The 18042-nt window shown below is 45.2% G+C and carries 28 protein-coding genes and 2 pseudogenes (1 of these 30 cut by a window edge); 2 read left to right on the top strand and 28 right to left on the bottom strand.

Translation table 11 applies throughout. From position 1 onward, the window contains the following. The 11 genes from BFW38_RS10015 to BFW38_RS18475 form a co-directional block, all read right to left on the bottom strand. Positions 1-424 carry the 5' end (the start) of a non-ribosomal peptide synthetase gene (locus BFW38_RS10015; RefSeq protein WP_068998394.1) on the bottom strand. The gene continues 9602 nt to the left of window position 1, outside the view, so the window shows 424 of its 10026 coding nt (coding positions 1-424); the start codon lies at positions 422-424; the stop codon falls past the left edge of the window. A gap of 142 nt (positions 425-566) precedes the next feature. Beyond that, positions 567-1856, bottom strand: a complete 1290-nt coding sequence (locus BFW38_RS10020) for a lysine N(6)-hydroxylase/L-ornithine N(5)-oxygenase family protein (RefSeq protein ID WP_068998396.1) — start codon at positions 1854-1856, stop codon at positions 567-569. 312 nt (positions 1857-2168) lie between these two features. Beyond that, a complete protein-coding gene (locus tag BFW38_RS10025; RefSeq protein ID WP_139116595.1) occupies positions 2169-2813 on the bottom strand; it encodes a hypothetical protein in 645 nt (214 codons plus the stop codon). A 355-nt stretch (positions 2814-3168) separates the two neighbouring features. After that, entirely contained in the window at positions 3169-4047 is an 879-nt protein-coding gene (locus BFW38_RS10030) for a HEPN domain-containing protein (RefSeq protein WP_069000371.1), read from the bottom strand. A 375-nt stretch (positions 4048-4422) separates the two neighbouring features. Continuing rightward, positions 4423-4605, bottom strand: coding sequence for a hypothetical protein (locus BFW38_RS10035; RefSeq protein WP_068998400.1), 183 nt, complete (start codon positions 4603-4605; stop codon positions 4423-4425). Positions 4606-4824: 219 nt separating this feature from the next. Next, positions 4825-5112: a HigA family addiction module antitoxin gene (locus tag BFW38_RS10040; protein WP_068998402.1), complete on the bottom strand. Its 288-nt coding sequence runs from the start codon at positions 5110-5112 to the stop codon at positions 4825-4827. Positions 5113-5122: 10 nt separating this feature from the next. After that, positions 5123-5404, bottom strand: a complete 282-nt coding sequence (locus tag BFW38_RS10045) for a type II toxin-antitoxin system RelE/ParE family toxin (RefSeq protein ID WP_068998404.1) — start codon at positions 5402-5404, stop codon at positions 5123-5125. 263 nt (positions 5405-5667) lie between these two features. Then, on the bottom strand, positions 5668-6168 hold the full coding sequence (locus tag BFW38_RS10050) for a hypothetical protein (RefSeq protein ID WP_084004580.1): 501 nt from the start codon (positions 6166-6168) through the stop codon (positions 5668-5670). A 208-nt stretch (positions 6169-6376) separates the two neighbouring features. Beyond that, positions 6377-6967, bottom strand: coding sequence for a hypothetical protein (locus BFW38_RS10055; protein WP_068998407.1), 591 nt, complete (start codon positions 6965-6967; stop codon positions 6377-6379). A gap of 570 nt (positions 6968-7537) precedes the next feature. After that, positions 7538-7747, bottom strand: a complete 210-nt coding sequence (locus BFW38_RS10060) for a hypothetical protein (protein WP_068998410.1) — start codon at positions 7745-7747, stop codon at positions 7538-7540. 90 nt (positions 7748-7837) lie between these two features. Then, on the bottom strand, positions 7838-8098 hold the full coding sequence (locus BFW38_RS18475; protein ID WP_068998412.1) for a DUF7683 domain-containing protein: 261 nt from the start codon (positions 8096-8098) through the stop codon (positions 7838-7840). 218 nt (positions 8099-8316) lie between these two features. Between BFW38_RS18475 and BFW38_RS10070 the strand changes: the two genes are divergently transcribed. Continuing rightward, positions 8317-8568, top strand: a complete 252-nt coding sequence (locus BFW38_RS10070; protein ID WP_068998414.1) for a type II toxin-antitoxin system Phd/YefM family antitoxin — start codon at positions 8317-8319, stop codon at positions 8566-8568. Further along, a complete protein-coding gene (locus BFW38_RS10075) occupies positions 8565-8819 on the top strand; it encodes a Txe/YoeB family addiction module toxin (RefSeq protein ID WP_068998416.1) in 255 nt (84 codons plus the stop codon). The genes BFW38_RS10070 and BFW38_RS10075 overlap by 4 nt, the downstream gene beginning before the upstream one ends. Before the next feature lie 167 nt (positions 8820-8986). Here the strand turns inward: BFW38_RS10075 and BFW38_RS10080 are convergent, their stop codons facing one another. The 17 genes and pseudogenes from BFW38_RS10080 to BFW38_RS17730 form a co-directional block, all read right to left on the bottom strand. Continuing rightward, a complete protein-coding gene (locus BFW38_RS10080) occupies positions 8987-9388 on the bottom strand; it encodes a hypothetical protein (RefSeq protein ID WP_068998418.1) in 402 nt (133 codons plus the stop codon). A gap of 95 nt (positions 9389-9483) precedes the next feature. Continuing rightward, positions 9484-10107: a hypothetical protein gene (locus BFW38_RS10085; RefSeq protein ID WP_068998420.1), complete on the bottom strand. Its 624-nt coding sequence runs from the start codon at positions 10105-10107 to the stop codon at positions 9484-9486. 132 nt (positions 10108-10239) lie between these two features. Beyond that, complete coding sequence (locus BFW38_RS10090; protein ID WP_245686132.1) at positions 10240-10560, bottom strand: heavy metal-binding domain-containing protein; 321 nt, start codon at positions 10558-10560, stop codon at positions 10240-10242. A 112-nt stretch (positions 10561-10672) separates the two neighbouring features. After that, positions 10673-11113, bottom strand: a complete 441-nt coding sequence (locus tag BFW38_RS10095; protein ID WP_068998422.1) for a hypothetical protein — start codon at positions 11111-11113, stop codon at positions 10673-10675. Between the two features lie 198 nt (positions 11114-11311). Further along, complete coding sequence (locus BFW38_RS10100; RefSeq protein ID WP_139116596.1) at positions 11312-11746, bottom strand: hypothetical protein; 435 nt, start codon at positions 11744-11746, stop codon at positions 11312-11314. 23 nt (positions 11747-11769) lie between these two features. Next, positions 11770-12189: a hypothetical protein gene (locus tag BFW38_RS10105; protein WP_068998426.1), complete on the bottom strand. Its 420-nt coding sequence runs from the start codon at positions 12187-12189 to the stop codon at positions 11770-11772. Between the two features lie 394 nt (positions 12190-12583). Beyond that, the gene (locus BFW38_RS10110) at positions 12584-13048 is read right to left on the bottom strand and encodes a hypothetical protein (protein WP_068998428.1); all 465 of its coding nucleotides are present in this window, start codon (positions 13046-13048) and stop codon (positions 12584-12586) included. Then, positions 13048-13926, bottom strand: a complete 879-nt coding sequence (locus tag BFW38_RS10115; protein ID WP_068998430.1) for a hypothetical protein — start codon at positions 13924-13926, stop codon at positions 13048-13050. Before BFW38_RS10115 ends, BFW38_RS10110 begins: the two co-directional genes overlap by 1 nt. 221 nt (positions 13927-14147) lie before the next feature. Further along, positions 14148-14309: a hypothetical protein gene (locus BFW38_RS17970; protein ID WP_175400966.1), complete on the bottom strand. Its 162-nt coding sequence runs from the start codon at positions 14307-14309 to the stop codon at positions 14148-14150. A 138-nt stretch (positions 14310-14447) separates the two neighbouring features. After that, complete coding sequence (locus BFW38_RS10120; protein ID WP_068998402.1) at positions 14448-14735, bottom strand: HigA family addiction module antitoxin; 288 nt, start codon at positions 14733-14735, stop codon at positions 14448-14450. Positions 14736-14745: 10 nt separating this feature from the next. Then, positions 14746-14889: a type II toxin-antitoxin system RelE/ParE family toxin gene (locus BFW38_RS18195; RefSeq protein WP_245686133.1), complete on the bottom strand. Its 144-nt coding sequence runs from the start codon at positions 14887-14889 to the stop codon at positions 14746-14748. A gap of 252 nt (positions 14890-15141) precedes the next feature. Next, positions 15142-15267 (bottom strand): annotated as a pseudogene (locus BFW38_RS18480) (transposase); the annotation flags it as partial. A 168-nt stretch (positions 15268-15435) separates the two neighbouring features. Beyond that, complete coding sequence (locus BFW38_RS10130; protein ID WP_068998433.1) at positions 15436-15795, bottom strand: hypothetical protein; 360 nt, start codon at positions 15793-15795, stop codon at positions 15436-15438. Positions 15796-15989: 194 nt separating this feature from the next. Continuing rightward, a pseudogene (locus tag BFW38_RS17720) lies at positions 15990-16220 on the bottom strand (transposase); the annotation flags it as partial. 164 nt (positions 16221-16384) lie between these two features. Continuing rightward, positions 16385-17071, bottom strand: coding sequence for an FRG domain-containing protein (locus BFW38_RS10135; RefSeq protein ID WP_068998435.1), 687 nt, complete (start codon positions 17069-17071; stop codon positions 16385-16387). Positions 17072-17193: 122 nt separating this feature from the next. Beyond that, the gene (locus BFW38_RS17725) at positions 17194-17571 is read right to left on the bottom strand and encodes a hypothetical protein (RefSeq protein ID WP_084004582.1); all 378 of its coding nucleotides are present in this window, start codon (positions 17569-17571) and stop codon (positions 17194-17196) included. Between the two features lie 66 nt (positions 17572-17637). Continuing rightward, a partial coding sequence (locus tag BFW38_RS17730; RefSeq protein ID WP_218186403.1) for a hypothetical protein occupies positions 17638-18042 on the bottom strand: 405 nt, incomplete at its 5' end.

Below are 18042 nucleotides of genomic sequence, written 5' to 3' on the forward strand. Positions count from 1 at the left end.
CATCTTCAGGTAAAGCCTCACTTAATACGGATTCAAACCGCTGTAAATCATCCGCCAACCCCAATACCGCTTGCGGCTGAGCATCCCGCATGATGCTGGCCAAACGTGCGGTATGGGCGGCCCGATGAGACTCCGGCGGAAACGCAGGCACGGCGATCACCCGCGCCATAAAACAACCCAATAACCCCGCCGCAAATTCCGGTCCGCTGGGCAACATCAAGAGACAACGACTCCCCGCCACCACTTGCTGCTGCAAAGTGGCCGCGACAGCCAACGATTGTTGATAGAGATCGCCGTAGGTGGTGATCTGCTCAGGCTGATCATCCCCCATCCATCGACGAATAGCGGGCACCTCCGGCTGCTGGCGCGCATAGGCCGCCAACACATCGGCAAAATGGGGAAGCAATTGCGGATTAACACTCATGACAGTCACCTACAGCGGGAAGCCCAAGGGCACAAGCCCCATCCGGGTCATCAATAACGAATCCATCAGCCTCGGCAGCAGGCCCGCTTAAACGGGCCCAAGCCTTTGGACATAACGCGAAAAAAGGGAAATACAGTAGACATCAGGCCAGCACCGCTTCACGCTGGCGCTGCGTTGACGATTCGAAAATCGCCTCCACAATCTCCTGAGAACGCACGGCCAGCACAGACAACAAGGTGTCGCTGAGGCCATGGCTCATTTCACAACAGCCCTGAAGGTAAATACGGGATTCACTATTGCGCAGGCGTAGGCTGTAATCGCGATCGGGCGTCATCGTCTCCAGATGCTCAGCCATCCCCGCCAGCAAGGTTTCGTGTTGATCACGGCGATAGCCTGTGGCGAGAATCACGACATCGAAATGCGTGTTGTACTGACGCGCGTCCAGCACATCGGTCAGCGTCAGCTGAATGCCTTCAGGCTGGGCCGTCGCCTGCTCCACCGCATGATGAGTGAGCATGTGATGGCGAGGGTCTTGGCGCAGTTTCTGTAGGTAGAACATCTGATAAATGCGCTCAATCAGCGGCAGATCAACCACGGCATAGTTGGTATTACGGAACTCGGTCAGCATCTCCCGTCGGCGGCGATTACTCTGGGTATAAATCTGATCAATAAAAGACGGGTTAAAAATTTCATTCACGAAGGGGCTATCATCCGACGGCTTCAACGCCGCAGCCCGCACGATCATACTGGCCTCCACATGGGGGAAGCGCTGCGTTAAATCTTCAAAAATCTCTGCCGCACTTTGCCCGCCGCCGACCACCGCCACCTTGAGCGGGCGCTGATGATCCGCCAGCAAAGTCTCAATACGGCCGCGATACTGAGAGGAATGAATCACACGAGCATCAGTCACGCCGGAAAACGCCGCCGGGATATTCGGCGTACCCCCAAGGCCCATCACCAAGTGGCGGCTATAATGCTGCGTCACCTGACCATCGGCCTGACGGGCAGACACCGCCATGCCCACGACCTCGCCATCCTCCAACCACGGCGACACCGCCTCGACCTGCTGCCCATAGTGCACTTGCTCTTTAAAGTGCCCGGCCGCCCAGCTCAAGTAATCGTTATATTCTTCACGCGTCGGGAAAAAGGTCTGGATATTAATGAAATCCTCTAACCGCCCCTGCGCTTTGAGATAATTGATAAAAGTGAAATGACTTTGTGGATTACGCAGCGTCACCAGATCCTTAAGAAAAGAGATCTGCATGGTCGACCCTTCAATCAACATCCCTTCATGCCAATTGAAAGCAGGCTTACGCTCAATAAAGGCCAAATCCCCCTGACCACCGGCCTGCTGCCACTCCTTCGCCGCAATCGCTAACGCCAAATTGGATGGCCCAAACCCCACCCCCAACACATCATGAACGTTCTGCATCACAACACTCCCCTTGATCGGCACACATCAGAATATTCGTTCAACTATGGGATTTACGGCCTATAGCAAACGATTCTCATTAGTGACGAACAGAGCATCAAGGTGTTTAAGACATCACGCAAAATCGGATGATGAGGGGAGGGAAAGCCCCCAAGATGAGCACTCACCAATAGGAGTACTCATCAATAGGAACACTTAAGAGGAGTACTTAAGAGGAGTATTTAAGAGAAACACTCAAGGGGAATAGTCAGAATGGTGGAGCGAAATGCACAAGTTGGCGTGGAAAGTTGGACGCCGCTGTGTAGTCTATTGTTATAAATCATATTTTGAGGCTTCATTTAATGCCATTTCTGTAATTGCACAAAGTGCATAATAGCTCATTAGATTTGAGGATCTGTTAGATGGATGCCAGAAGTTAATATAAATAATGTTTTCAGAAACATACGCGCGATCTGTTATTTTTTTCTTATTTTTAAGCTTGTTAGCAATCAGAGACCAGGTCTTTCCGCAAACAACCACTCGTGGGGAAATTGCTTTAATTTGAGAATACAAAAGATTCCAGTCTTCATTGACGTAATTTAAAAGATCGGTATTGCTTGAAGCCTTTTTGCCGCTGCTTTTTTTGATATTGACAACCGAAGACGAAAGTAAAGATTGTTTTACGTCTGAGCTATTATCTACATATGGAGCAATTCCTTTGCCTTTGAGTAGATTCTGAACACCATATGCCCATTGCGCCATGGGTTTAAAGGTTCGACCGGAAACACCTCGTCTCTTGATTAGTTCAGGGAGATCCCAAGTTCCTGAATGCCTTTTAGAATCATATGCTTCTTTTAGAAGAAACATTACTTTCGAGTTTGATGAGCGCCATAAATCTTGATCGATGACTCCGTCGGTAATAAAAAGCTGACCCTGATGATTCTCTTTTTTCTTCCAGTCTTCAAACATATTTGTCACTAACCAATTCCTTAAAAGTTATAACGAGCCTGTAGAAAAACCTGTTTTCAAACCAGCCTTCCCCACCAATAGCTCGCTTTCTGTTGTTTATTTCCGATGGCCGGTTTTCATCGGCCATCGTTTGTTTATTCTGTGTTTTTGGCCTTTTTAGGCTTTGGCTGCCTGTAAGCTCGATTCGTGCTGCTTTCAGTGCCTATTTTAAGGCGGTATGACTCTATTTTACTGGCTGAACTGTCCAGTTTTTCTACATTGCGCACCAAGCAGTAGAGCAGCCATTGTCCGTTTCTCGTTGCCCGCGATAGGGCAGCTCTTCGCCGGTTGAGCAAATCAAAGTTAAGCATGCGCTCAGGGGCATTCAATCCCCAATGCTCTCCCGACAAACCCGCGCCGTTAATTCCTGCAAACGCTGCACTTCACCGGCCAGATAATGAAGCTCTTCTTCGGTGATTTCGTAATGTTCAGAGTAGCGAGCTTCAATGTAAGCCCGTTGCAGGCGGCGGAAGCTACGGCGGTGAAACTTGTTATTGAGAGGGAAAATGGTTGTAAATTCAGCATCGATTTGGGCGCATAGTTTGCCCAGTTTTTCGATGTTGTGGGATTTGGGTAAGTAGTTGGTACAAGTAAGCAAAGTGCAGGCATAAGCTTTTTCTGTAGCTTGATGAAGCATAAAGGCTGCATGAATCCAATCTTCATCAGAAGCAGCAACTTCATAATAACGAAAAAACCGCTGCGCTGAATAAGACCACTGCTCATAATGCTTGCGGGCAATATCCCGACGCTCTTCTTCGGTTAAGTTCCCCGGTTCAACGAGTGCCTTCCCATTGGCGTTATAAAGCAAGATGCCTTGTTCACGAATATCGGTAAAAAAGTAGTGACCTTGTCTGAGCTGTTCATTCACGTCTTCCAAGGTATGTACAATCAGCCCTAACGGTGCGCTTTTGACTTTACGCTCGATCTGCTCTTCCGCACTGCGCCAAACAAGGTCGTCTTCCACCAGCGCGGCTTTGTTGACGATGACCAAAATGTCGTAGTCACTGACATAACCATTGGGAATATCCCGCACCCAGCCGCCTTTGGCATGGCTACCAAACAGAATGATTTTTAAAATCCGAAACTCGTTTTTACTCCCGTTCTTACCCTGAAGGTAGTCTTCCAGCGTATCGCGCAAAATGGTCGAGATCGTCGCCAGCTCACGCTGTTTATATTCGGGCAGATGGTCGAGGGATGTTCTCATAAAGCCATGTTTGGTCTGTGACTGAGTCGCCATAGCATAAAAGAAGGGGCAGACAAAGAACACCGCCGCTCCCCCACTTTGCGCACATCACTGAAAAGAATGTGATTCAATTCAAAGCGGTGGTTTGTGATATTCAAGGCTTACTCGGCCCTTTATCGATAAACGGCAGATGATGAAGCGGGAACGGCTTTCGGTGATAGAGCCTAAGCGGACTTACGGGAGGCTTGCGGACACCATGAGCCTGATTCGGGGGGATAAACAGTCGAAAGTACGCATTGATTGATATCGGTTGAAAATCGCAGGCAGATTCCCACAGCAAGTTCAGCGGTTAATTGAGGGTTGTGGGAGCTTGCTTGCAAGCGAAGCAATGCTCGCTTACACCTCCTTGTCTTCAGCAATCGAGGAGCCTATGCCCGCTTCATTGCCGAAGTTCAGACACGCGCTGGCGGTTTTGAGCAAGGCTTTGTTCTCATCCTGATCAAGCCCGCTGCCTAGGTACCGAACGGCCGCAACCAACCCGCATTCTAATTCGCTAAAAAAAGCCAACCACTTGACCACGCAGGACACTTGCTCAGAGTGGCCGCAGCGCTCAACCTCACCTCGACGTTTAGTGATCGTCGTAATGCTTAAATCGAGCCATCACCGCCTCCTGCGTTTCAAAACCCGATCACATCATAGTGCCGGAGGTTTTTCTACAGCCTGAACGCCCGCCATCACCGGTGACAAAAGCGAAGCGGAGGGGTTGGCATCCGGTGCATGGTTTGGTTATGTGTTGCTTCAGGCTGCAACAAGCTTCTTCACATTGAGCTCTTTGCGATGTTGTTCGGCATGCCAGAGTTCATATTGGGACTGCTGATTCAGCCAGCTTTCTGCCGAAGTGTCGAAAGCAATAGAGAGCCGGATCGCCATTTCGGGACTGATACCAGCCTTGCCATTCAACACGGCACTCAGCGTTTTTCGACTAACGCCCAATGCTTCTGCCGCCGCCGTGACAGAGATGCCAAGTGGCTCAAGACAAAGCTCTCGCAGTACTTCACCCGGGTGCGGAGGGTTGTGCATTAACATTGACGGTACCTCAGTGATAATCTTCGTAGTTCACAATCTCGGCATCTCCGTCTTCGAACCGGAAAGTCACTCGCCAGTTACCATTAACAGTCACTGACCAAATTCCAGCCCGATTGCCAGAGAGTTCGTGCAATCGGAGACCGGGTAAGTCCATATCTTTGGCATTCGACGCTGCATTCAATCTACCGAGAATTAGCCGAAGCCTCTTTTGATGAGCAGCCTGAATCCCTTCAGTGCTGCCGGACTTGAAAAATTTTGCCAAGCCCTTGTGTTTGAAGCAACCAACCCGCATTCTAATTCGCTAAAAAGCCGACCACTTGACCACGCAGCGCGCTTATTCAGAGTGGCCGCTGCGCTCAACCTCACCTCGACGTTTAGTTATCATCGTAATGCTTAAATCGAGCCATCACCGCCTCCTGCGTTTCAAAACCCGATCACATCATAGTTCCGGTGTTTTTTCTACAGCCTGAACGCCCGCATTTGCGGCTGGTTTGGAGCACAGCGGAAAACCAGTCCGACAACATGCGCTTGTTAGGCGATACTTTGATTTGAGGATTAATACCGCCGGTTTCTGGCCTTTCTTTTTTCCTCTTCTTCAATTCTTGTGTTTTCTTCATCTCTGGCGATTATTTGATCTTTGTGCTCAAGCAAATACTGCCAAACGAAGTCGCAGACAACAAAAGGGTAATAATCTTGATGGTGAGTACCGCCAGGCGTGCGAATTAAACCTTTAAATCTAAGAGTGGACGCGCTAGGACTATGAACATAAGAGGTAAATGATTGGCTGTTTTTTCTCAGACAATCTGCTAAATAGTTAAGCTCGTCTTTGGATAAATGGTCTATCCGATCAAGCACCATTTGTTTCTGTCTTTCAATCTGTTCATCTTCTTCCGCTTTACGCATGTCTCTTCGTTGCTGTAATAGTGTCTTTTTTCTGGTTGCCGTAACTATTTCTATTGCAAAGGCAATAATGGCAGTAAATGTAAGTGCGCCAGAAGCTACACATAACAGGATTGTTGCTGGTTTAGCCAATGTACCAAAAGCAGAAAGAGCCAATATTTCCTCTTTGTCTAGGAACAGAAGAATAACGCTGGTAATAAATAGACCAGACAGAACCTTTGTTGGTAGCTTTAATGCGTTTATCCAATTAGCGTCTAAAATTGCTTATCTCCTCTGCTGCTGTTTTATCGCCTAACGCTTGTAGCTGCGGAAAATTGCGAGCGCAGCGAGTAATTTGTCCGACAGCCTACATTTTTAGCTGCCTCTAGTATGGTGCACTGTCATGAATTTCTTGTGCGACTTCTTTTAGCTTTGTTGATATTGAAGCATACCGACCTTGAAGTTTTAGCCAAGAGCCGGATGTACCTACTCTCTTTTGCCTAATAGCAGCAAGAGCAGCTCTTTTTGACTGCGCGCTCTCATGAGCCGCGTAGTTTCTAAGCGCCGAGAGTTTCTCAAGCGCATCTTTATACTTTGACTTTTTTACGGCACTGATTAAGTAATGGGCTTCGGGAACATATTTCTTTAGTGTTTTAATCAGACCATCTCTACCTTTGAAATCAAAATATCCGCCACCAAGTACAAGATATTCACAAACTTCATCTGTTAAGTGCTTAGGAAACTCCACACCTGTAGTTTCAGATATGACAGATGAATCATTGTTTATTGCTCCAATAATTACATGAAGCATCATCTGCTCGAATTCACGATAAAGCCGAATAATAGCGTAATCATGGCACCACGATTTCTGCATATCTGATAGTGCTGCAATATCTGAATTTACGAATTCTTCCAACTCATTGGCTCTTTCTATGAAATCGGAGGCCGTCTTTTTAATGCTCTTCTTTCTAGGCACGATTCTTCCTTATGCAGCTAACATCTATGGACGCCCCGTTTTGTGCAAGCAAAGCTCTTCATGACATCAAGGTATTGCAGCCATCTATCCGGATTTTACGAGGTATAAACCCCTATCCCTGATGAATTCCGCAAACTAGGGGCTCATCATTTTAACGTTCTCTATTGCGAACGATGTTAGTCACAGCCTTATCCAGTCCCGGCTCTACCTGCTTGTCATCCACTCGCTTTGCCTACGCAAATCTCAGCATGCCCGTACGAAATACGGTGTTCGATATCACACACCATTACATCATCAATGCATGCTTTAAATATTGAAACATCTTGTGCAATGATGCCAGTGAAAATCGACCATTTATTGACATGTATTGATGCACCAAAACAGGTAAATAACTATATCAATAGAGCAATAGACTGACGTGGTGAAGGTGAGGTGCATGCTGGGGTTATTATGTTCGAAGGCGGTACGCTTAGGCCACACTGCGAGCCCAAAGGGCCACAGTGGTAATAGTGCTGAGATGCATATGTTCAGGAGGGCTCGACGTCAGGCGAGTACCGGCTAGCTGCGAGGTTATGCCGAATTGGCACGGGTGAGCAATTCAATGGCCTCGTCGAAGATTTTCTCGACATGTGCTCTATCTTCGATATTTTCCGAGAGTGAAGCGCGATCACCTTCAACACCCTCGATCATGTCTTGAATCATCCCTGGCCGCTCTGTTTCAAGACGCTGAAGCAACCCGGTGAGAATATAAAGCGCCGCATCGGCCTTGGCATTTTTCATCTGTAAACCTCAACGCTTGAAGGCGACATCACCATTCAGTCATCTTACTCAACCATCACGCCCGCGCCAAACGATCGTTAGATTCACTTTCTATACAGCGGAAGCTTCGATGTAATACGAGCGACGGGAAAAATCCCATGCGGGCATTATCGCCAGACACTGCGTTAAGAAAACGACATGATGCGGCCCAATCTCGTAACAATCGAACATGGGGTCTTCACTTGAAACACCCAACGCGGACTGAAAAGCTTCGAGGTTGAATGCGACAAGCTCATAGTCTGCTAGCAACGTTTCCGTTTCATTCGAATATTCTGTAACGAAGCGGCGAACACTAAATTCCTGATCGATCATATTGTTGTATAACGAGGCTGTAGAAAAATCCTATTGAGCGCTGCCTGCTTCCTCTTTCATTGACCCTGCCAGCCATTGGCCTGGAGCCTCTCCCCGCCCGACTCACACGCTGGTAAAAATGAGAAGTAACGGCAAACCGGTCACTGTGCAGCCGATTGTTAAACCCTTTGACGTACGCTATTCTGTACGTGAACAACATCCTGTACAGGAGAGGTCTTATGGATGCCATTAGCTACACTGCCGCAAGAACCAATCTAGCCAAAACCATGGAGCAGGTCTGTGAAGACCACTCACCTGTGATTATCACCCGGAGCAAGTCACCATCCGTGGTGATGATCTCTCTTGAGGACTATGAGGCGTTGCAAGAAACGGCATACCTTCTGCGCGCACCCAAAAACGCCCGTCGTTTGCTGGAATCAGTCGCCGAGTTGGAACAAGACGGCGGTCAAGAAAAGGAACTTCTTGAATGAAACTCATCTTCTCCGAAAACGCCTGGGAAGACTATCTGTACTGGCAAAAAACTGACAAAAAGATCCTGAACCGCATCAATAAGCTAATCAAGGAGACCAAGCGCGAACCGTTCGAAGGAGTCGGTAAACCGGAGCCGCTCAAACATAGCCTCGCAGGTTATTGGTCCCGCCGAATTAACGATGAACACCGCATGATCTACAAAGTCACGGATGACGCTCTGCTCATTGCCCAGCTTCGGCACTACTACTGATTTAACACCGAAGTGCTCTGATCCTACCCCATCAAAGGGCGATTTTGAGTTTTTCTATGGCCGCATTTGGTTAACTGATCTTACCCAGCAACGGCGCTAATAGTTTTGTATGAGCGCAGCGGATAAGCCAAAACGGCCATGCAGTGAAGACCGGATAGCGCTGCCTGTTATAACTCACGTTTTAGTGCTTGCATCAATGTTGATATATTGTCGGGTAACTCTTCAATCTCATGCCCTTGAAAAGCGACCAACCTCCAACCTTGAGCATCTGACATACGGTATGCAAACATGTAACCTGAAAAGTTATCAGCAATAAATTTGTACTCAGTCAATCCTTTTGAGGTCTCTTCATCGAAAATATCATCGGCGTCTAGTGGATAATTATAAATTTGAAAAACACCTTCACCAATTTCACCAAAGCCAAAGTTTGCTAAGAAATCAATATATTCGTCTGGGGCCGCTGGCTCATACTCGCACAACTCAGAGAAAGCATTAGCATTCAAGGCTTCTAGCGTTGACAGTGGATATTGATTTAATACCCAGTGTCTAAATTCAAGATATTCATTCATCTGGGGTTACCACTCAAAATTCAGTGGCCAAGGACTTGGCTCTGATATCAAGATTCAATATTTTCGAAACATACTTTTTCAACTGATTCGGTTTTTTAACTGATCCATTGAAAGAAGTCTTCTTGAATACCCGCATTCTTGTACTCAATCCAAGAGAAATATAATCGTTTATAGTGATTAAAATCACCACCAAATCTAGTTTTGCAATCAGCCAACTCTGGCTTTTCGGCGATAAGAGATTCACAGCGGGCTATTGCAGCAAGGCAAACTGATTCATTGAGCAGCAATCCATGGGGCAACTCATGCAATGCAAAATCCAAGGCATCGATTTGACTCAAGAACATTAATGCTTTGGCTTCATCATGATCTGGATTTGATTGTAAAATCGTGTCCAACAAGTGCTCGGGCTTTTCTAGACCAATAATATCCTCAATACCTTTAAACCCAATCGCTTTATAAGCCCACAACAAATACTGTTCATTCTCCAATGCAATCTCATCGGCCCAAAGATTCAATACTTTGGAAAGAATCTTCGGGTGTTGAATAGGTATGGTGGTACAGCCATGATCAAAGTACTCAACACAGAGATTATGGATCTCTAATTTCAACTGCTCACCTTGAAGTGACTCAAGGTATGAAATCTTATTTTCAAGCAACGGTTTCCACAGTTTCTTTACACCACTTTGTCTGGCAACTAGATAGTCATCCCATTGAATCAAAACAATTCCTCTGAAAACATCGCATGCGGTTAATTAGACAGACATCCAATACAAGCGCCGATCCACTCACTTCTAAATAAACATCATCGTAAATCCCAAAGTGCCACTTTGAGCATCTGCTCGAACAATTGATTATGCTCGTAACTTAACTGCAGTACCAAAAACGAGTATCTCTGATGCATTATCAGTAACAGAACTCGTTGTAAAACGTATACCCACTATCGCATCTGCATTTAATTTTTCAGCCTCTTCGATTAATCGTCCTATCGCGATATTTCGAGCCTCCATTAGCATCTCGGTATAGCCTTTGATTTCACCGCCGACAATACCTTTCAAACCCGCCATGATATCTCGACCCACATGCTTAGACTGGACCACGCTGCCATTAACAATGCCCAGTACAGCGTCTATTTCTTGACCTGGAACGGTTTCTGTTGTCGTATAAATCATCATTTTCCCCTCTTGAATAGGGCTTCACTTGGACTAGACCTTAATCGGCAAGGCCCTTAGCATATCGACTGAGACACTTATTATATAGCCAAACATATTCAGCAATAGCATTAGCTTATTCACCGTTAATAATGTTAAGCTCTTCTAATAATTGCTCGAATTTAATTGCGTTTTTGACATCATCCAAAGTAACATCAAACCAACTCGTTGAGTTTAGATTGAACGTCAAATTATGATCCGTCGTATCAATGGTGACGTATGCGGTCAATCCACGTATTACAAAATAATGATCATACTCAATCCAAAACGGTTTACCCTCGATTATTAAAGGTGGAGGGCACCAAAAGTCCGGGCTTTCCTGATGCCATTTTATTTTGATACCCAAGGCGCTTAAATAGGATAAAAGCGTTTTTGAATCATCACATTGGATCGTACCAAGAAGTTCATAGCCGTCGTTGTACTGACCCCCTCTTGGGTGCTTGAGCCTGAATACTCGACACTGGCTGATGGCGTCACGGAATGGAGCACTTTCGTATAAGTCAGTTGCTGATGGCACGCCGTACTCCTCAGGTTTAACTCACGTGAACCTTACCCTACCACAAAGCTTATCGGAGTATACAAAGGGGAGCAGATCACAATGCCTGTGATAAATGGGCGTATCGCCGGGGAATGAGTCGCTCAATGCAGATGGCTTTTCATTGGCCATGAGATCGGCTGTAAAGCGCTTACGAGTCAGCCAGTAGAAGGTCAGTTTTTAAAGTTGATTAAAATAGCCGCCATTTTTTTGCCGAAAAAAGACATTACAGTTTTCAAGCTGAAGTTCAAGTGGCTCAACACTTAGCACTGAAACATAAGGGTTGATTTCTAGTGTAACAGTCACATTTTCAGAAGCATTGAGTTTGTCATATAAGTTTTTATTTGCTTCCGTATCGTGAGAGTACGGCATACGAATAATGATGTTTTCTTTGCAGTTAGGCGCAGCAATAGGAAAATTAACTTTAGGAACGAAGACTTCAAACTGTCCACCCTCATTGTAACCATATTCTGTATTCAAAGCATAACGGCCTGAGACAAGCTCAAGTTTAAGATGATAATCATCATGATATTTTCCAGGGGTCACTTTAACGCCTGATGCCTTGACGGATGTCGCAACCCCAATAAAAACAAACATTAACAATATAGCTTTCATAATCACCCTATTGTATTAACGACTCAGCATACAGGCCCAAACACATAACTAGCTGCCTTCACTTTGATTAAATCACCACTCTGCATTTGAATTGAAAACTCGTTACCTGTCAGCTCTGTATCCAAAATTGAGTTAGAAAGCCCCCATTCGTTGCATCGCGGACACTCCAATGCAGTTACAGATTCAAAGCTTAATACACAAGGAATAGCACGCTGCCCCTTGGTGATAAAAGCCGATAGAGATATTTTGACTTCAGCTTTAGGCCAATCGAAAAAGATTCTTTTGAGTATCGCATCATGAAGTGGCAGACTCTCAAAGCTCAAACCATGTCCCTCAGTTGATAACAAGGCTGTAGAAAAACTCATTTCTGAGCACACGCTACTGGCCTTTTGTTGACTGATTCGTCTCAGCCTGTCATCGGCTTGGCTGCTGTCATTGTCCATACCACCATCAGATCTTATCTGATATCGAGTAGATTTCTCCTGCTAACGGGCTGATTAGAGGATTTTTCTCTCTTACGCTGCCAACGGCCCATCACTCGCTAACTTCTCTATGTTATTCACCACCTACCGCTCGCAACCTTTGATATTGGAGGGGTAAAAAATGGACAAGTCGATCTTATGCTCGATCAGATAATGGACCGCATATAAAGGTACCGGGCTGAAGCTAATCCTGGTCGTCGTTGTCATGCTTGAAGCGAGGCATCTGAAGACTCCTTGTCTGTTTACCTGATCCTACCAAATTAAAGGACGATTTTGAGTTTTTCTACAACCTCAACGCCCGCGTAATAGCCGCGAGCTTGCGAACGTCCTAATTGACGCGCTTGTTAGAATTCTTCTACTCATTAGCCTTAATTAAAGCGCTCCGAATGCCTATTCTTGCAGTATAAAAACTAAATGCGTTGAGTGATGTTGCGACAGCAAACATGAAAAATAACCAAGCGCCATCAAATTTATCCAGCCCCCCAATAAACCAGACTGCTACGCACGGTAGAAGGTATAAAATGCTGTTCATTATACCAACATTAAAATGAATTTTAAGTTTCCAGAAATCAGGCCATTCATGTAAAATTTTCGATGTTTTATCATCAGGAAAAATCACATCAACACCATTCTTCAAAGTCCACCCAGAAATGCTAATGGGGAATAGCATTGCCCACCTTAAAGCATCCTCATTTATTGAAACTACGAGAAAATGCTTTTCAAGTAACTCTCCTAAAAGGATATATAAGGCCGCGCTAAAGCCCAGAAAAATAAACTCATAGCTAACAAGGAAAACCTTTAAATAGTAGATTGCTTTCATTAATGCTTCATATCTCTTTCTTTTGATACTTTGTCAAAATGGGATTTAGTCTTTACAGCAAGTTCTTGTGGCTCTGGCTCTTTCTCATGAAGAAAATTTTTTTGAGTGTCACTTGTTTTTATAACTACTTCATCGCCTTTTTCAAAACCAACTACTTTGCCTCGCCCATAACCATCTGCAGCCATAAGGATTGCAGCATCGCCTATCGCAGGAGCCTCTTCAGGTTCGTATTCTGGCGATTCCATGATCCTATCCATCAATTCAACTATTTTTGATTTCAGGCCTTTTGGCTTAGAAGTCTGTTCTTTGATTGCTACTTCAGATGCATTTCGGCTATCAATATACTCATTTAGGCTACCCCACAATCGGCCGAACAATGGGTTTGGTGGGTAAACTGTTGCTGAAAACTCTGTAAAATGACTCAATCTCTTTAGCCTACTAGTGAACGCTCTGTAGTCAGATATTGGCTCGATATCACAAGCGACCATAAAACCATCAAAGGCCGCCTCAATTACAGACTTGAATCGCCGAGGAAATACATCTTCTTGTATCCCATTCCATACATGCAAAAACGCTATACCTGAGCATTCAGGCAAATATATAAATGATGAACTAGCCTCAAGCAAGTTCGGAACATCGGTGTCTACTTGAGAACGGCTAATCTCGTCAATTACTTTTGCATGACCATCCTTTGCATACTTAGACAGCTTTCCGAAAATATATGGGAATTCATCATTCCTATTGTCTTCGGTGTCAGTAATAGTCCAGTCGAATTTTCCTACCGTGATGATAGGAGCATTCGTCATCGCATCCATCAAGCTTTTTTGATCGAGATTTATTTTAACGACTCGTCCAAGATAATATCGACCTCTTCTCATCGGATATCCCTATACTTCCAAAAAATTCTAACGTGCCTGTAGAAAAACCTGTTTTCAAATCAGCCTTCCTCACCAACAGCTCGCTTGCTGTTGTTTATTTCCGATTGCCGGTTTTCATCGGCCATCGTTTGTTTATTCTGTGTTTCCGACCCTCTTAGGCTTTGGCTACCTGTAAGCTCGATTCGTACTGCTTTCAGTGCCTATTTTAAGGCTGTATGACTCTATTTTACTGGCTGACTAATGGCGTTTCCGGCTGACAGATCCAGCTTTTCAGAAACGAGGTAACACGGGTCATATTCAAATGATCCCGGCTGCAGCTGATCCTGATCATTGATGACCACCATCGACGTTGGGTTGTCGTCGTAGTGCTTGAATCGAGCCATCACCGCCTCCTGCGTTTCAAACACCCGATCACATCATAGTGCCGGTGTTTTTTCTACAGCCTGAACGCCCGCCATCACCGGTGACAAAAGCGAAGCGGAGGGGTTGGCATCCGGTGCATGGTTTGGTTATGTGTTGCTTCAGGCTGCAACAAGCTTCTTCACATTGAGCTCTTTGCGATGTTGTTCGGCATGCCAGAGTTCATATTGGGACTGCTGATTCAGCCAGCTTTCTGCCGAAGTGTCGAAAGCAATTGAGAGCCGGATCGCCATTTCGGGACTGATCCCGGCCTTGCCATTCAACACGGCACTCAGCGTTTTTCGACTAACGCCCAATGCTTCTGCCGCCGCCGTGACAGAGATGCCAAGTGGCTCAAGACAAAGCTCTCGCAGTACTTCACCCGGGTGCGGAGGGTTGTGCATTAACATTGACGGTACCTCAGTGATAATCTTCGTAGTTCACAATCTCGGCATCTCCGTCTTCGAACCGGAAGGTCACTCGCCAGTTACCACTCACGGTCACTGACCAGATTCCAGCCCGATTGCCAGAGAGTTCGTGCAATCGGAGACCGGGTAAGTCCATATCTTTGGCATTCGATGCTGCATTCAATCTACCGAGAATTAGCCGAAGCCTCTTTCATGAGCGGCCTGAATCCCTTCAGTGCTGCCGGACTTGAAAAATTTTGCCAAGCCCTTGTGTTGAAGCTTCGAATCATTCTCTGAATGCACCCTGCAACGTATCAGGTGTCAAAGCACATAACGCCCGCCAGCATGCGCGCCTTTGTCGTGGAGGCAAAGCCGCAACGAAAAGGCGTCGCCGTGCTTGGGTAGGATCATTGCGATATTTGGGGTAAAAAATGGACAAGTCGAGCTTGTGCTCAATCAGGTAGTCAACAGCGTATTCAAAGGTGCCGGGCTGAAGTTGATTCTGGTCGTCGTTGTCATGCTTGAAGCGAGGCACCTGACGACTCCTTGCCTGTTTGCCTGATCCTACCAAAGTAAAGGACGATTTTGAGTTTTTCTACAGCCTCAACGCTTGCATAAGCGGCGCAAAATGCTTGGCTAAACTTAGCGAAGAATGAGCGCAAGCCAAGCTTTTTGCGTCCGTTCTTGATGCGCTTGTTAGGTGTTACGGCCCCTCAAATGCTAGATAATGAGAGTCTTTAAAACATAAACCATATTCAATAAATTTACGGATTTCCGTTAATGTATTGAGGTAATCCTCAGAATACCCTGATGGTTCACGTTCGCCACACAATAGCTCAATAAGTTCGTCATCTAGTATGGTTTTTCCATAATACTGTTCACCACCGATCTTACCAATAAAGTCTCGCCCAACAGAATCAAATATCTCTTCAGGTATATACAAAATTTCGTTAGGAGAACTCTTCTTCCAGTCAATTGATAATCCAATTTTTGCTATGTAAAGCATGACGCAAATATCATCTTCGTCTTTAGCAAACTTTAACAATTGCTCATGCTCAACCATAAGTACACCTAACGAGGCTGTAGAAAAACCCGATTTCGAGCTATCTCCACCGCCTGTTGTCCTTATTCATTTACCCAGTCGATCATATGGCTGAGTCATCTTAATATTGGTATTTAACCACGTGACCGCCCAACTTAGGCTCGCTGAAAGCGGTCTGCTGGGTTCAAAAAGCGATATACTTCGCACCTGACACTTCATGACGCAACCAAACGACCATAATTCGCTAACTTCTCAATATTGTGCACCAAACAGTGAAGCTTCCACTGGCCTTGGACTTTTTTCTTACCCCGTAGGCTGAAACGGTTCAGGCGTTTGGTCGTACCGATGTTGCCGAATACAGGCTCTACCACCGACATCCTGCGGCTGTCGATTTGTTTACCATGGGGGCTGTCGACGCGATGTTTCATCCAATCGGTGTAGCACACGGGTCGTTGGGTTGTAGTCGTAGTGCTTAAATCGAGCCATCAACGCCTCCTGCGTTTCAAAACCCGATCACATCATAGTGCCGGAGGTTTTTCTACAGCCTGAACGCCCGCATTTGCGGCTGTTTTGGAGCGCCGCGGAAAAACAGTCCGGCAACATGCGTTTGTTATGCATTTGCGTGCTTCCAGTTAAGGTATTTACAAAGCCCCTCAAGGTCTGGGAACAATGTTCTACTGCTTACACCATGCCTTTCCAATGATTTTAAAAGTATCGGTCTAGCTTCTTCTGGGACTTTAATTTCCAATACAGAGGTCTTAATTTCATTGTTCTTTTCTAGCGGCACAAATTTTTTTGTCTTACGGGAAAATTTGTGCGCGGTGAACCATCCATGCTGAGCTATGATTCTTGGATTATTCAGATTTGGACGAATAACCTGCGTTTTCCCTGTTTCGAATGGCCCTTTTTTAGGTTCACCCAAAAACTGCATTGCATCGAGAGCATATACGTACACGGTCCCTTTCTGCCAATCGTTGCAGGCAAAGAATAGTGCCGCCAAGGGATTACTTGTCCAATCCAACAGCCTTGTCTTCATTCCAAAGTGCTGAGCGACAACTAATAGCTCCCAATCATCCATATCTGCTCTAGGAAGAATAGAGCTACCCATTCTTCGTAGTTCCTTTAGTAATTCCTTTTCATCTTCAGTTGAATCATAAGAAGGATCATTCCTAGCAATGCTAGGCAACAAATTACCTTTTTTAGCCTGCCCACGGAATAGCATGAGATCAGAATTTTCACTGAGAGATTCCACTTCTTCCACAAACTCAGCAAAAGTGGTCACTGTTCTTGTTTTCATCCGATCACCTTTTTATGCATAACGCCGCATTAAGCGGTGAGTAAGAGTTTGCTAAAATGTGTAGCGAAGCGGAACCGAGCAAACTGTTACGAATCCGTTTAAATGCCTTGTTATAAATCTTTTCAACGATAGTCTCTAAGTAGCATGTCCTCCCACTTCTTTTCAAGTTCACTTAACTCGACTTCGTCGATACCATTCTCCCAAAATCCTTTACGATACTGAGAATGCTTTAAATGATATTTAAGCTTAGGTATTCGAATTAAGCAAATCGAGTTATTAACTTTTCTTGTTTCAATGCTTAATCTATCGTTGATTTTTTTAGCCGTATAAATCTTAGCTTTAGCTGCATTTTTTATGTCACTAGGGCATATATCTCCAAGGCGAACACCCTCTGCCCATAAAAGATCTATTAGTATTAAGCAGCGTCGTCTTATTCCGTCATGATAAATCAACCAGTTTTGCAGCTCTTTTCTAATGCCACCATGCGCTCTTCCCTCCATTGGGTCATGATCCTTGGGATAGTAAACATCCAAAAGTATTCTGAGTGGGCGTCCTTGTCGTAGTAATTAACTACCAAATATTGGGTATACATCTTTTATATCCAAGTGTCCTTGAAGTATCCGTATACAAATATCACTAAATATATTCGAAACGTCTCGGACCGATTCTAGTGCCCAGACGGTAGGTGCGCTAAGAGAATATTCGCCTTTAACCTTATCAAGCACTTTAAGTAGACTTTGATCTGCGACTTGATAATAATCACCTTCTCGTCTTCCGACATACACAACAGTCGCCCATTGCTTTTTTAGGTTCCACCACCTATTTCTATAGTCCTGAAGTAATGCAAGTTGATTTTGATGCTTTTGACTAAATAGCATTTTAATCTGCGCAATACCGACTAATACAAGCAATGCAGTTAAAATGGACATTATTAATTCATTATTCATCTTAGCGGCCAATACTCGAGTAGA

The sequence above is a fragment of the Terasakiispira papahanaumokuakeensis genome (assembly GCF_001709345.1).
Classification (GTDB): Bacteria; Pseudomonadota; Gammaproteobacteria; order Pseudomonadales; family Halomonadaceae; genus Terasakiispira; species Terasakiispira papahanaumokuakeensis.

Coding starts and splice junctions, on each gene's coding strand:
- BFW38_RS10020 (WP_068998396.1), bottom strand. CDS start 1,856: ATGCAGAACGTTCATGATGTGTTGGGGGTGGGGTTTGGGCCATCCAAT.
- BFW38_RS18195 (WP_245686133.1), bottom strand. CDS start 14,889: ATGGACTTACCCGGTCTCCGATTGCACGAACTCTCTGGCAATCGGGCT.
- BFW38_RS10115 (WP_068998430.1), bottom strand. CDS start 13,926: ATGAGAAGAGGTCGATATTATCTTGGACGAGTCGTTAAAATAAATCTC.
- BFW38_RS10100 (WP_139116596.1), bottom strand. CDS start 11,746: ATGAAAGCTATATTGTTAATGTTTGTTTTTATTGGGGTTGCGACATCC.
- BFW38_RS10075 (WP_068998416.1), top strand. CDS start 8,565: ATGAAACTCATCTTCTCCGAAAACGCCTGGGAAGACTATCTGTACTGG.
- BFW38_RS10120 (WP_068998402.1), bottom strand. CDS start 14,735: ATGTTAATGCACAACCCTCCGCACCCGGGTGAAGTACTGCGAGAGCTT.
- BFW38_RS10130 (WP_068998433.1), bottom strand. CDS start 15,795: ATGGTTGAGCATGAGCAATTGTTAAAGTTTGCTAAAGACGAAGATGAT.
- BFW38_RS10060 (WP_068998410.1), bottom strand. CDS start 7,747: ATGAAAAATGCCAAGGCCGATGCGGCGCTTTATATTCTCACCGGGTTG.
- BFW38_RS18475 (WP_068998412.1), bottom strand. CDS start 8,098: ATGATCGATCAGGAATTTAGTGTTCGCCGCTTCGTTACAGAATATTCG.
- BFW38_RS10030 (WP_069000371.1), bottom strand. CDS start 4,047: ATGAGAACATCCCTCGACCATCTGCCCGAATATAAACAGCGTGAGCTG.
- BFW38_RS10105 (WP_068998426.1), bottom strand. CDS start 12,189: ATGGACAATGACAGCAGCCAAGCCGATGACAGGCTGAGACGAATCAGT.
- BFW38_RS10135 (WP_068998435.1), bottom strand. CDS start 17,071: ATGAAAACAAGAACAGTGACCACTTTTGCTGAGTTTGTGGAAGAAGTG.
- BFW38_RS10070 (WP_068998414.1), top strand. CDS start 8,317: ATGGATGCCATTAGCTACACTGCCGCAAGAACCAATCTAGCCAAAACC.
- BFW38_RS10045 (WP_068998404.1), bottom strand. CDS start 5,404: ATGCGGGTTGGTTGCTTCAAACACAAGGGCTTGGCAAAATTTTTCAAG.
- BFW38_RS17970 (WP_175400966.1), bottom strand. CDS start 14,309: ATGGCTCGATTCAAGCACTACGACGACAACCCAACGTCGATGGTGGTC.
- BFW38_RS10080 (WP_068998418.1), bottom strand. CDS start 9,388: ATGAATGAATATCTTGAATTTAGACACTGGGTATTAAATCAATATCCA.
- BFW38_RS10110 (WP_068998428.1), bottom strand. CDS start 13,048: ATGAAAGCAATCTACTATTTAAAGGTTTTCCTTGTTAGCTATGAGTTT.
- BFW38_RS10040 (WP_068998402.1), bottom strand. CDS start 5,112: ATGTTAATGCACAACCCTCCGCACCCGGGTGAAGTACTGCGAGAGCTT.
- BFW38_RS17725 (WP_084004582.1), bottom strand. CDS start 17,571: ATGGAGGGAAGAGCGCATGGTGGCATTAGAAAAGAGCTGCAAAACTGG.
- BFW38_RS10090 (WP_245686132.1), bottom strand. CDS start 10,560: ATGATGATTTATACGACAACAGAAACCGTTCCAGGTCAAGAAATAGAC.